Annotated in this window: 9 protein-coding genes; 7 read left to right on the top strand and 2 right to left on the bottom strand. The window is 62.6% G+C overall.

Annotation, left to right across the window (positions count from 1 at the left end):
- The first annotated feature begins 216 nt into the window (after positions 1–216).
- The 3 genes from HYU53_05265 to HYU53_05255 all read left to right on the top strand — a co-directional run bounded on the left by HYU53_05265 (position 217) and on the right by HYU53_05255 (position 3,259).
- Positions 217–1,338: a hypothetical protein gene (locus HYU53_05265; protein ID MBI2220598.1), complete on the top strand. Its 1,122-nt coding sequence runs from the start codon at positions 217–219 to the stop codon at positions 1,336–1,338.
- A 61-nt stretch (positions 1,339–1,399) separates the two neighbouring features.
- On the top strand, positions 1,400–1,999 hold the full coding sequence (locus HYU53_05260) for a hypothetical protein (protein MBI2220597.1): 600 nt from the start codon (positions 1,400–1,402) through the stop codon (positions 1,997–1,999).
- Between the two features lie 474 nt (positions 2,000–2,473).
- A complete protein-coding gene (locus HYU53_05255) occupies positions 2,474–3,259 on the top strand; it encodes an IS256 family transposase (GenBank protein ID MBI2220596.1) in 786 nt (261 codons plus the stop codon).
- Positions 3,260–3,465: 206 nt separating this feature from the next.
- Here HYU53_05255 and HYU53_05250 read toward each other — a convergent pair whose 3' ends face one another.
- Positions 3,466–4,740 carry a hypothetical protein gene (locus tag HYU53_05250; protein ID MBI2220595.1) on the bottom strand — a complete coding sequence of 425 codons (1,275 nt, stop codon included), beginning with the start codon at positions 4,738–4,740 and terminating at the stop codon, positions 3,466–3,468.
- A 599-nt stretch (positions 4,741–5,339) separates the two neighbouring features.
- Between HYU53_05250 and HYU53_05245 the strand changes: the two genes are divergently transcribed.
- A complete protein-coding gene (locus HYU53_05245) occupies positions 5,340–6,968 on the top strand; it encodes a hypothetical protein (protein MBI2220594.1) in 1,629 nt (542 codons plus the stop codon).
- 480 nt (positions 6,969–7,448) lie between these two features.
- Complete coding sequence (locus HYU53_05240) at positions 7,449–8,432, top strand: hypothetical protein (protein ID MBI2220593.1); 984 nt, start codon at positions 7,449–7,451, stop codon at positions 8,430–8,432.
- Positions 8,433–8,821: 389 nt separating this feature from the next.
- Here HYU53_05240 and glgX read toward each other — a convergent pair whose 3' ends face one another.
- Entirely contained in the window at positions 8,822–10,936 is a 2,115-nt protein-coding gene (glgX, locus tag HYU53_05235; protein ID MBI2220592.1) for a glycogen debranching protein GlgX, read from the bottom strand.
- A 403-nt stretch (positions 10,937–11,339) separates the two neighbouring features.
- Between glgX and hisI the strand changes: the two genes are divergently transcribed.
- Together hisI and HYU53_05225 are read left to right on the top strand one after the other, a co-directional pair.
- A complete protein-coding gene (gene hisI / locus HYU53_05230; protein MBI2220591.1) occupies positions 11,340–11,651 on the top strand; it encodes a phosphoribosyl-AMP cyclohydrolase in 312 nt (103 codons plus the stop codon).
- Positions 11,648–12,532, top strand: coding sequence for an ATP phosphoribosyltransferase (locus HYU53_05225; protein MBI2220590.1), 885 nt, complete (start codon positions 11,648–11,650; stop codon positions 12,530–12,532). The genes hisI and HYU53_05225 overlap by 4 nt, the downstream gene beginning before the upstream one ends.

Below are 12,532 nucleotides of genomic sequence, written 5' to 3'. Positions count from 1 at the left end.
ATCGTCACCCCGATCGACCCGCAGCATGGGGGAATCAACGGATCACACGTCGCTCTCGAGCATCAATCGACCACGCTCATCCGCACCGTGGAGTCGCTACAGTAAATTGCTGAACCACGTTGTCTCAAAATCGTTGACACGCCGGAGGGACCCGCACGTCGGCGATTGACGGTGGGCGGTGAGATCGAAACTGCCAGCGGGTCGAAGCATCTTGGCATGCTGATGGGCCTGGACCGCGCGTCGCTATCCCTCCGACTCGTACGGCTATTGCTGAACATTACTCCATACGGTGCCAAGCAACGCTTCATGGCAACCGACCTGGCTCTTGGACCTGTGGCTTGCACGTCGCTGCTGGTGCCCAACGTGGACGACTACTACCAAGTGCTCCACGCTGTGTTTTCTCGTGGATTCGACCCGGTTGAGCGAGCGAGAGACGAGCACTTGCTGTTCTTAGAGTCCCACTTGCGTCTATCTTCTGCCGCACAGATCAAGCCTGTCGCCGATTTACTGGTGGCCCTTCAGATTTCGTCGCCCGAGTGGAACCGCCTGGTGTTTGCCTTCGCTCAGGACCTGCAAAGCCTAACAGCCGACGATCGTACCTTCAGCGACAACACGATGGCCGACCTAGCTGCGGTTATCAATCTGGCAAGAGTCGCGGAGGACCGTGGTGTTTCCAGCGCGAGTCTCTTGGCTGCGCTCAGGGGCTACCTCATTCGGCACGCGAGTTCGAAGCGGTGCAAAGACTCGCTCGAACGTCCGACGACGCTTTCGAAGGTGACACTTCCGATAGTGAATGCTGCGTTGGCTGCGGCCAGCGGTGGTGTGCAACCACCACCGATTACCGAACGGGACATCGAGTTCTCTGGGTTGACTGAAGCAGTAGATGAGCCAGGGTACTGGCGCTCGGATTCCGCACGAACGCTCCATTTAGACGCCACAGAGCTGCGGTTTCCCGATCAGCGCGAGATCACAAACCGGCAGTCGAACCTGTGGCGCCAGCGGCTGCACGAGTTCCTGGCCAAGCTTCGTGCGTGGAATGGATCCGACGAAACTTCTCCGAACGACTATTGGAACGAGAAGGCGATTCTGTTCGAGTCACTGCTGTCCATTACGTTGACCGATTCGGATCGGTCAGCACTCCTCCAGGAGTGGTGCGCCTTCATGAACGACTGGTACCTAAACACCACGGATGTGAGCGAATGGCTATACCGTTTGCGACATCTCCTCCAGTCAACGACGGATTCACAGTTCGGTGGCGCTACCGACGGATCGTGTGTCGCCCTGGCGAATCCCGCGCTATCGCTGTATCGCCACGTCGGCGGCTTGGCTGGGCCGTAGCAATGGATGCGAGGTTACACTTGGCTGCAGAGATCGCGGGCGGCGTGGAGGCCGCCGCGAGATGAGAACCGCACTTGTTCTTGTTCTTCTTGTCATCGGAGCTGTTGGCGCGGCACGTGCGATCGCACGTGCCGCTGTTGGAGAAGCGGGTCTCGCGGTCGCTCGTCAGCTACAGGATGTGCTGGCAGCGAAGTGGCGTGATGGAGAGATCCGCAGCGAAGTTATTTCCAGTACCCGAGAGACCGAGATTTCGCTGGGCCTATTACCCTCAGGCCAGCACGGCACCCTCACGCTGGTGTTGTCCGCTCGTTTGCCACAGCGGCCGCCGGTTGAGCCGCCAGGCACATTACAGATCCGAATCGGAGCCGGCCTAAACGTCAACCCCAACGCTATTCGCGGGCTGGTGCTGCGTTTTGTTCTCGATCCGAAAAGCCCGCAAGCGACCACCATCGACGCTTCAGACCGCCTGCGCGCCCTTGATTTGGATCCCTCAGCGTCGCTGGATAACGCATCGGCGGAGATCACGTTGGTGGAGTTCATCCAACTGCTGCGCGCCGATGTAATTGCGGGGCAGATTCTCGGACTCGATGTGTCGTTCACGGAAAAACAGCGTGACGCGATGCGAGATTTTGGAATGCGCGTGCTTCGGCCAGCACGGTAGAATCAAACGACGCGATGGTTGCCCTGGCGGCGCCACTTCAGTCGGGCGCCGAGGCCGTCGGTCAGTGGGAACGGATGAGGTGCGCGGAAATCGCCCCATAAAACCTGCGCGACGAAGCCCATCTATTTGGTGTAACCAGACCAAAAACGCGCTCTGCAAACGCCAAGATGCCCTGTACGTCGAGTCCTTCGATTCGTCACGAGCGCACGGAGCAACGCCGGGGGTACCGCAACGGCAGCAGAGAGCGGACGATCACCACGCCGGAGGGACCGCGGGCGGTCATCGTGCCGCGCGGGCGAATCGTCGGCAGCGAAGCGCGACGCAGGAGTTGCACAGCCAGCTGCTGCCTCGCTATGCGCGACGGACGCGTGAGATCGACGAGGCGATTCTCGGCTATCTGGGGGGCGTGAATAGCCGCCGCATCCGGACTGCGCTGAAACCGCTGTCGGCGAGCGGCACCTCTCCAAGAGCGCGGTGTCGCGGATCGTGGCCCGTCTGAAGGCGCTGTTTGCCACGTGGCAGGATCGCGATCTCTCGACAGAGCGCTACGCGGTGATCTTCCTCGACGGGTTCCATCTGAAGGTCCGCCTGGCGAAACGCGTCGTCTCGGTGCCGGTGCTTGCGGCGCTCGGCGTGGCGGAAAACGGCCAGAAATGCTTGCTGCAGCTGCGCCTCGCCGCATCCGAGGCCGAGGTGACCTGGGGCGCGGTCGTCACCGACCTTCAGCAGCGGGGCCTCGCGGCACCGCTCCTGCTCGTCGTCGATGGCAATGCCGGCTTGAAGAACGCGTTGAAACAGTGGGACGGCGTCCGCATCCAGCGCTGTGCCACCCACAAGCTCGAAAATCTGAAGGCGCATTGTCCCCAGCATGCGCGTGCAGAGATGAAACGCGACTACGACCGCATCATCTACGCCGACGATGGCCGCGCCGGACGCGCCGCCCATGATGCGTTCGTGAAGAAGTGGTCGACGCTCTGCCCAGCGGTCGCGAAATCGCTGGAAGAAGCCGGTCTGGAGCTCCTGACCTTCTATGCCTTCCCCCAGGAGACGTGGAAATCGATTCGGACCACCAGCACGATCGAGAATCTCAATCGCGAATTTCGTCGTCGGACGAAAACGCAGGCGTCGTTCAGCACCGAAGCCGCCGCGCTGACCGTGGTCTACGGCCTGGTCGCTTTCGGGCAGATTCAACCGCGAAAAATCGATGGTTACACGAAGCTGCCGTCGTTCCTCGAGAAGGAGTGGAAGAAAGTCGCGTGAGGACGTAGAGTGGTCAACCGTCAGCAGCCGGTTACGCCATCAGGCAATTTCCACAAGACTCGGGACGGATCCTAGCCGAGAAGGGAGCGATCTCAGTTCGCTCCCTTCTCGATTCTTCGTGGCGGCCAATGGGGTCGGCGTGAGCGTGGCCAGCGGGCGAGCTCGCCGCGTACGAGCGCCAGACGGTGGTGTTCGGCTGTTGTTAGTTAGTACCAGGCCGTGTTGCTCGCCCAGACCGGGTACACGCCGCTGTAGATCACCAAGTTTCCGTCGCTCTGGACCACGAGGTAGGCGCCGTTGTAGCCCGATGTGCCCGAGGCCCACCTCGCGTAGCCGCTGGCGTCATAGACCACGAGATTCCCGTCTCCCTGCATGACCGCCTGGCCTGGTGATGTGCCCCAAGTGCCGGAATCCCAGAGCGGCTGACTTCCGTAGTAGAGCACAAGATTACCGTCCCCCTGGTAGATGAGCGTGAAGCGGCCGTCGGCAGACGTCCGGGATTGGCCTGCATAGAGCGCCTCATTCGACCGTAGCCCGAAGCCGCTGGGCGTCGGCGTGTACGTGAGCGAGAAGTCACGGACGGACCTCATGAACGCCCACGTCCCGTCCCATTCCGCGAGCGTGGTTGTCGGCGCGCCGGTCCAGTTGATGACCGCGTACATGTCGGGCGCAAGGCCCGAGCGGCGCATGTTCCGGTACATTTCCCCCTGCTGCATCAGCCCGTCGTACCATCCCCACGATCCCGCGGCCCAGAAGATGACCCCGAAGCTCATTCCGTTTGCGCGCACCGAGTTCTGGATCGAGACCAAGTCGCTGACACTGCCGCCGGCGTTCCAGTCGTGATCAAGTTGGGCATACTGGATGCCCCATCCCGTCCTGGCGATTGTCTCGTTATTCACGTCACGGTAGAACGCGCTCAACGTCGCGGCAGTCTGGGTTGGATACGCTTCCTGCAGGATGACCTGCATGCCGCCAAGTCCCGGTTCGCTCCGGGCGAGTCGGATGAACTCCGCCGTTTGCTGCACGGCGTACCAGTAATCCATCGGCTGCTGGCCAGTGGTCAACGGCTCGTCAATCTCGAGGTAGTCGGGCGTCCCGCCGAGATCGCGGAATCGACGAAAATTACCCACGACCCCGGCCCAACACGCCGCGGCCGTTGTGCAATGGGGCTTGAGCGCGCCCGTCGCGACAACGAGACGCTTGCCCGCCGCTCGGATGTTGGAGAAGCACTGCGCGAGTTCGCCGTCACTGAGAGTAGCCATGAACTGGTGAGCGTTGCCGAAGAAGTCGGTACGCTCCCAGCCTGTCGGCCATGAACCGGGGTTCAGGCAGGCATCTCGAAATGGAACGCCGTTGGGGATCGGAACGGTGTTCATCGTCGGCTCGACTTGCAGGATTGGATAGTGAGCCTGTGCCGAGAGCCGATTAGACGTCACGACGAAGAGCATGAACACGACAGCCAGAGTTCGACGCGGATACATGGGCCCCCCTCGATAATGCGCGCGCGCTCGCCAACGGCACGCCCGACGACAACAGAGTTACAGTGAGGGGCCGCAATTGATGTTCCACAAACCGGACCCGCTGAATGGACACCGAGACTGCGGCGCCCACGTCGAGGGCGTTCAAGTGTGTGAGTCAGGTAACGAAAACGTCGGACCGCAACGGCGCGCGCACGTGTGCGGCGATCCAGGCACACGGTGGAAAAAGGTGTAACGACGCGCCGACGTGCGGTCTGTCTGATGCTGCTACCACGGACCGCAGGGCGAGGTCCGATTTCCTTGCCGCATGTGTGAGACCTCTTCAGCCCCAGTTGACCGGCCGGGCTTCAGCAGCTCCGCCCGCGAGTGGTGACCACGAGGAGATCGAGAAGCGGCAAGTGATGCTATGTGCCGGAATCGACTTGATGGCGCAGATCGCCCGGCGAGACTCTCGTCTTGGTGGCGCCTCCTTGATGCGGCCGTCGCCTTCGCTAGTCAGCGGCGTATAGCACGAGCTTTGAAGAGTCGACGCTGTCACGTTTCAAGAGCTACTGGGATATCGCTTGGAAGACCTGCGTGCCGTTGTAGTACCCTGCCGTTGCATGTCCAGTCGTCGCGCGTGGGTCGCGGCTATCGGGTTCACAGTTCTCCTCGCATCACTCTCCGCTGGCCTTCCTGCGGATGGATTCTTCGCAGGAGATCCTGGCGTCAAGCTGATAGCCGCGCAGGCTGCTTGGGAACATCCGCTGAGACCGTTGGAGCTGGACCTGCCGAGAATCAACGGAGCGCCAGCGCCGCAGTTCTTGTCGCCGTTCTTCGTGCACCACGAAGGTCACGCGCATGCCATAACGTCTCCTTTGTTCCCGATCCTGTCTGCTCCATTCATCGGGTTCTTCGGCGTGCGAGGCGCGTACGTATTGCCCATTTTCGCGTTTGGCCTCCTTCTCGTTTGCATGGGCGTTCTGGCGGAGCGCCTGAGGCTTGCGGCCGGCACGATTGGAATCCTCCTTACGGCTTTCTGTTCGCCAATGGTCTTCTACGGGTTGGAATATTGGGAGCACTTACCGGCACTTGCGGCCGTGATGGCGGGGGTGACCCTGCTCGCTGTCGGGCGGACGGGTTGGAAGATCGCTGCTGCGGGCCTGCTGCTCTCGCTTGCTGCACTATTGCGGCCGGAGGGCGTCTGGTTCTGCATCGCTGGTGGACTTGCAGCCATGACGATCCTTCCGTCGAGATCCAGAGCGGTCCTCGCCATGGCTTTCGCGGCTGGAATGCTGCCGATCGTTGTCTTCAATTACCTGCACTTCGGAAACCTCTCTGGAGTGCATGTCTCCAGTAATCTCGGCGCGCTTGTCACGGACTGGCCTCGATCTCGGATCATGCTGCTCGATCGCTGGTTCGGCCCAAGCGGCAACTGGGCCGTCGCGCTGGCGCTGATGTTGATGCTAGTCGGCTTCCTGTGGGGCGCAACGCCGGGGGGTCGCATAGCAGGCTATTTTGGTTTGGGTCTGCTCTCCACTGGGGTCGCGCTTGGCTGGCTGCCCCGCGAGAATCTCTGGGCTGCTGCCCCGACCGCCGCGCTGGCTCTGGCTCCCGTGGAGCCGGGCCAAGGTCCTTCTATCGCGCGTGCAGTCGGGTGGGCAACTCTTCTGGGCATCGTTGCTGTCATAGCCACTGCACCGAATGATGGAGGAGCTCAGTGGGGGCCGCGCTATATTCTTTTCGCAGCGCCCGTACTGCTGCTCGTCGCCGCACACAAGATACGGATTCTGTGGACAGACCACGGCGCAGAGCGATGGTTCGCTCGTGCGGCTGTTGTGCTCGTGCTCGTTGCCGCACTCGTGACCACGAGGGCTGCGTATCGCGAATTGCGAGCGTCCAAGCGCTATTACTCTCGCCTGGCTTATGCGACGGCTCTCGCCAGCCACGACGTGTCCTTCATCGTTTCCAATATTTGGTGGTTCGATCAAATAAACGCGGGAGCGGCCGTCAACGCAACCTTCTTATACGCGAAGGATGCCGCCGCAGCACAGGCCGCTCTTCGACAGACCTCCCCTGCGACGGTGTTGTTAGCGACTTCCGAAGAATCCGAATTCCTGACGACGCTGGGCGCGTGGGCTGAAGGCACCTGTTATGTCAACAAGGATCGGCAAGAGCTAGCGGAAAGACGAGTCGTGCTGCAGCGCGTCGAATGCAATGTGGCAACTACGGCCAGGCCGAGTGCACGATAAGGACGAAGTGCCTCACCCTGGCTGGCGAGTTGGTTCGGCTTGGTTCGGCCTGGTGCTCTCCTACGGAAAAGGCGATGGTTGACGCCTTTCACAGCGGCGTCGCTGCCGCGATCCAGATCGCTACCGGTTGACGTGGAACCGCGAGCACATCGGCAGCGCGACGGTGCGTTCGAGTGAGAGGATCCACCGCTCCGCGGCACGGCCCGAGGAACTGGCCTTCAGGGAGGTCACAATGAAGTCGGGCGCTCCCATTATTGAGGAGCTGCTCCGAGTTCGCGGAGGACATCGGCAAGGCGCACGACTTCGGCGTCGACGAGATCGCCGCGCTCTTCGCCAACACGAGGTCGAACAGCCCGAAGGACTTGTTCGCGAATTTCCGAAGCGTACGACGCGTCATCAGAAGGCCTCGTTGCCCGTATCTCGTCGTGGCGGCGTGTGCGTTCGACGGATTCGGAAACTGTGGTAGGGGGTGCTGCGCGCATGAAGTTTGACGTCGAATTCAAGAACCGCGATGGCAGCGTGCGGATTGAACGAATTGAGGTAGAAGGCCGCCGCGCGATCGATTTCATGGCGTCGAACGCTCAGGGTTTCCTGCAGGTCTGCAAGTTCGTGCACGACCAAGCCGGAGAGCACCGGGGGATGGCGGTGGGTTTGCCGGGTTTGGCGATCCAATTCAATTACGCGGATGGACGAGCGGTGGTCGTCCGTGATGCGGCAGGCGACGGCGAGTATCGCCTGCTTCCACGCGTCGTGCTGCCGTTTCAAATGAAAGTGCCGGCGGGAATCCTGAGAAAGGGCGGAGCGGACACAATCATGCTCCTCCGGCTCGGCGCAGCCGCGAATGCCTTACAGACGGTCCTCGCCCAACATGCGCAAGTGCCGGAGCAGCGCGGACTCGTGGATCAGCGGAACCTCGCGCACTTGTCGATCTTCGTCGTCTCGTACATCCAGGAGGTCGCGAAGATCATCTACGGCGACAAGAGCCACGCGGGGCGCCTCTGGGAGCTCGCGGAGCGCGGCGTTGAAAGAGGTCGTCAACTGCCGCACGAATCACTGGATGAATGCCGAGGATTGCTTTCGCCAAATGGTCCCCTGATTGCGAGACTCGCGGCAATTCGCAATCTTGTCGGGTTTCATCTGCTGCCGCCGGATTTCAAGAAGTGGCTCGACGCGAAGGCTGAGGAGGATGAAGTCGTCCTGGAAGCGATGCCCGATCCGAATCGCCCGGACTGCGTTTTCCTCGGTTCGCTTCAGGCGACAGCGGAAGCTTGCCACCAGCCAGACGACCCTCGTTTTTTCGCTGACGCAACTCGACTCGCGCTCACCCTGCCGTACGTGATTGAAGCAGCACACACGGGTCTCCTTGCGGACCATGGCTTCGACGTGGGGCGCTTTCTTGCTTTCGACGTTGCGGCTGTGTTTAGCGATCGTGCGAAATGGGACCGATCCCCCACACTGCCCTGACGGTCGGCGGACCGCTGTGTGGGCGCAGAGCAACTACCGATTAACACTACGCCGCCCCGCCACGAAAACTGTCGAGTTGCCGGAGCCAAAGGCTGACTTGGTTCCAACTGACGAAACTTAGGCTCGCCACGTCTTCGTCAGCACTCTCGGGTGGCGCCAAATAATTGAAAGGCGAGGCGAGCGGAGCGCAAGTGCGGACAAGACGTCAAGCGAACGAGGGTTCGATGGTGTTCATCCGACCAACGCCGCTTTTAGCGAGGGCTAGCTATCAGTCTAGCGGTTAGCTGGCAGAGTCCGGAAGGTGAAACGGCGGTCCCACAACTTCCGTTCGGTCATCAACACTGAGTTCTTCTGCGTGTTCTGCGCGTTCTGCGGTAGACCTCAGGAGCTCACGCCACCCGCTTCAGAACCACCAGCGACCACGCCTCGACTTTGAGCGTCTGCAGCGAATCGTGGACGCGATCCGTGCGCCCCTCGTCCGGAGGCTGCAGTTCGTTGGTGTCCAGCACCACGGTCCACTGCTGACCCCACGCGCCGTCCGGCAGGACGAAATCGATCGGCTCCGAGTGCGCGTTGAACAGCACGTAGAAGCTGTCGTCCACCACGCGCTCCCCGCGGCTGTTCGGCGTCGGAATCGCCTGCCCGTTGAGAAAGACGCCGAGGCTTTTCGCGAACCCCTGCCGCCAGTGCTCTTCGGACATCTCCTCGCCGCCCGGCGTGAACCAGCCGATGTCGCTCACCTCGGATCCGCGGATCGCGCGCCCCTGGAACCAGCGGCGGCGGCGGAACACCGCGTGCTTGTGCCGGAACTGCACGAGCGATCGGACGAACTCGAGGAGCGATCCGTCCGCCTCGTTCCAGTCGTACCAGGAGATCCCGTTGTCCTGGCAGTACGCGTTGTTGTTGCCTCGCTGCGTGCGGCCGATCTCGTCACCGCCGAGCAGCATCGGAACTCCCTGCGACAGGAGCAGCGTCGCCAGGAAGTTGCGGAGCTGCCGCTCGCGCATGCGCGTAATCTCCGGATCGTCGGTCGGCCCTTCGGCGCCCATGTCCCACGAGCGATTGTGGCTCTCGCCGTCACGGTTCTCCTCGCCGTTCGCCTCGTTGTGCTTCTCGTTGTAGGACACGAGATCGCGCATCGTGAACCCGTCGTGCGCGGTCACGAAGTTGATGCTCGCGAACGGCCGCCGCCCGGTGCGCTCGTACAGGTCGGAGCTGCCCGTGAACCGGTACGCGAACTCCCCCATCGTCTGATCCTGGCCGCGCCAGAAGTCCCGGACGGTGTCGCGATACTTGCCGTTCCACTCGGACCACTGCGGCGGGAAGTTGCCCACCTGGTAGCCCCCTTCGCCGACGTCCCACGGCTCGGCGATCAGCTTGACCTGGCTGACAATGGGATCCTGCTGGATGAGATCGAAGAACGCCGACAGACGATCGACGTCGTGCAGCTCGCGCGCGAGTGCGGCGGCCAGCTCGAAACGGAACCCGTCGACGTGCATTTCGGACACCCAGTAGCGCAGGCTGTCCATGATGAGTTGGAGCACGTGCGGGTGGCGCATGTTCAGGCTGTTGCCCGTCCCCGTGTAGTCCGTGTAGTGCCGCGGGTTGTCCCCCATCAGCCGGTAGTACGCGGCGTTGTCGATCCCCTTGAAGGACAACATGGGCCCCATGTGGTTGCCTTCGGCGGTGTGGTTGTAGACCACGTCGAGGATCACCTCGATCCCGGCGCGATGCAGTTCCTTGACCATCGCCTTGAATTCCTGTACCTGTCGGCCCCCCTGCCCGCTCGACGAGTACTCGGCGTGCGGCGCGAGATACCCGATGGAGTTGTAGCCCCAGTAGTTGCGCAGGTTCCGCTCGCGCAGATGCGCGTCGTGCACGAAGTGGTGCACCGGCATCAATTCCACCGCCGTCACACCGAGCTGGAGCAGGTGCTCGATCGCGGCCGGGTGGCCGAGCCCTGCGTACGTGCCGCGAAGCTCCTCCGGGATCTTCTGGTGGCGCATCGTGAAGCCCTTCACGTGCGTCTCGTACACCACCGTCCTGTGCCACCCCGTCTTCGGCGGACGATCGTTCCCCCAGTCGAAGTACGGCGCGATGACGACGGCTTTCGGCATCGCCGGCGCGCTGTCGTCCGTATTTGGCGCCCCGTCGGGGTCGGAGAAGTTATAGGGAAAGACCGACTGGCTCCATTCGATGGTCCCTTCGATCGCCTTCGCGTAGGGATCGAGCAGGAGCTTCGACGGGTTGCAGCGATGGCCGCGATCCGGATCCCACGCTCCGTGCACGCGGAAGCCGTACCGCTGCCCCGGGCCGACAACCGGCAGGTACCCGTGCCAGCAGAACGCCGTCGTCTCCGGCAGATCGACGCGCGTCTCCTCGCCGTGCTCGTCGAACAGGCACAACTCGACACGCTCGGCGACTTCCGAGAAGACGGAGAAATTCGTCCCGCTGCCGTCGTACGTCGCGCCGAGTCGATATGGTTGCCCGGGCCACACTTGCAGCTTCGACGGCTGGCGGCCGCCGCCGCCGCGGCGTTCCTCGCGCCGCTGGTCCTCTGCTTCCGCTGATACGGGTGTCACGGTGTTCCCTCCGTCGCCTCTCAAGGATGAGTCAGGCAGTCGCCACACGAAAACGCAAAGCGTGTGCCGCGGAAGATCGCCGCAACTGCTGATAATCTCGCTTTTTTGACAACCCCGGCGGTCGTGGGCTACGCTGATGGGCAGTGCAGCGTCAGTTTCACCACCACGTGCGCCATCATCATCATCCCGCCCCGGCGGGCCGATGGACCTCCGCGCACGCGCTGCGACACTGATTTTCGGCGCACAACGAGCTGTCCTGAGCCCCGCCGGGTCCAACCCGCGCGGGGCTTTTTTTTGTTACTGATGCCGCTCTCGAGAAGATGAGATGAATTTCACGAAGCTCGCCGGTCTCATTCCTGCGGTCGTCCAGGACGACGAGACCAACCAGGTGCTGATGGTCGGATTCATGAACGCGGAGGCGCTTGCGAAAACGCGCGAGACCGGGTTGGTCACCTTCTTCAGCCGGACGCGCGGCGCGCTCTGGACGAAGGGGGAAACCTCGGGCAACCGGCTGCGTGTCAGGCGCCTGCTCGCCGACTGCGACGACGACACGGTGCTCGTGCGGGTCGAGCGGCTCGGCGACGGGAAAGTGTGTCATACGGGAACGGTGTCGTGCTTCACAAGGGAACTGACATGACGCTCAAACTTGGCATTCCGAAAGGCTCGCTGCAGGACGCCACCGTGCAGCTCTTCGCGCGGGCCGGATACAACATCTACGTCAGCTCGCGCTCGTACTTTCCGGCGATCGACGATCCGACGATCAGCTGCATGCTCATTCGCGCGCAGGAAATGGCGCGCTACGTGTCGGACGGCGTGCTCGACGCGGGGCTGACCGGCGCCGACTGGATTGCCGATTATCGCGCCGGCTGTCCGGACGCGTCGCTCGAGGTCGTCACCGACCTGGTGTACGCGAAGCAGAGCTTCGGCACCGTGCGCTGGGTGCTCGCCGTCCCCGAAGATTCGCCGTTTCAGCGCCCGGAGGACCTCGAGGGGCGCACGGTGGCGACCGAACTCGTGCGCGCCACGCAGGCGTACTTCACCGCCCGGGGCGTCCGGGTCGACGTCGAGTTCTCGTGGGGAGCCACAGAGGTCAAGCCGCCGGTTCTCGCTGACGCGATCGTCGAAGTCACCGAGACCGGCTCGTCGTTGCGCGCCAACCGCCTCCGCGTGATCGACACCGTCCTCGAGTCGAACACGCAGCTCATTGCCAACGCCGCGTCGATGAGCGACGAGTGGAAGCGGACGCGTGTCGAGCACCTGTCGCTCCTGCTGCGCGCGGCGATCGCGGCGCAAGGCCGGGTGGGGATGATGCTCAACGTGCGGCGAGGCGATCTGCAGGGGGTCCTCGATCTCCTGCCCGCGCTGCGCCGCCCGACGATTTCGCCGCTCAGCGAGGACGACTGGGTGGCGGTGAACACGATCCTCGAAGAACGGACGGTCCGGGAATTGATCCCTCGCCTGAAGGCCGCGCGTGCCGAAGGCATCGTCGAGTACCCGCTCAACAAGATTGTGGTGTGA

Source organism: Acidobacteriota bacterium, from assembly GCA_016184105.1.
Classification (GTDB): Bacteria; Acidobacteriota; Vicinamibacteria; order Vicinamibacterales; family 2-12-FULL-66-21; genus JACPDI01.
Note: the sequence above shows the minus strand (reverse complement) of the source record. Positions and strands in the feature narration are given on the sequence as shown.

Coding starts and splice junctions, on each gene's coding strand:
- hisI (MBI2220591.1), top strand. CDS start 11,340: ATGAATTTCACGAAGCTCGCCGGTCTCATTCCTGCGGTCGTCCAGGAC.
- HYU53_05250 (MBI2220595.1), bottom strand. CDS start 4,740: ATGTATCCGCGTCGAACTCTGGCTGTCGTGTTCATGCTCTTCGTCGTG.
- HYU53_05260 (MBI2220597.1), top strand. CDS start 1,400: ATGAGAACCGCACTTGTTCTTGTTCTTCTTGTCATCGGAGCTGTTGGC.
- HYU53_05240 (MBI2220593.1), top strand. CDS start 7,449: ATGAAGTTTGACGTCGAATTCAAGAACCGCGATGGCAGCGTGCGGATT.
- HYU53_05225 (MBI2220590.1), top strand. CDS start 11,648: ATGACGCTCAAACTTGGCATTCCGAAAGGCTCGCTGCAGGACGCCACC.
- HYU53_05245 (MBI2220594.1), top strand. CDS start 5,340: ATGTCCAGTCGTCGCGCGTGGGTCGCGGCTATCGGGTTCACAGTTCTC.
- HYU53_05265 (MBI2220598.1), top strand. CDS start 217: ATGCTGATGGGCCTGGACCGCGCGTCGCTATCCCTCCGACTCGTACGG.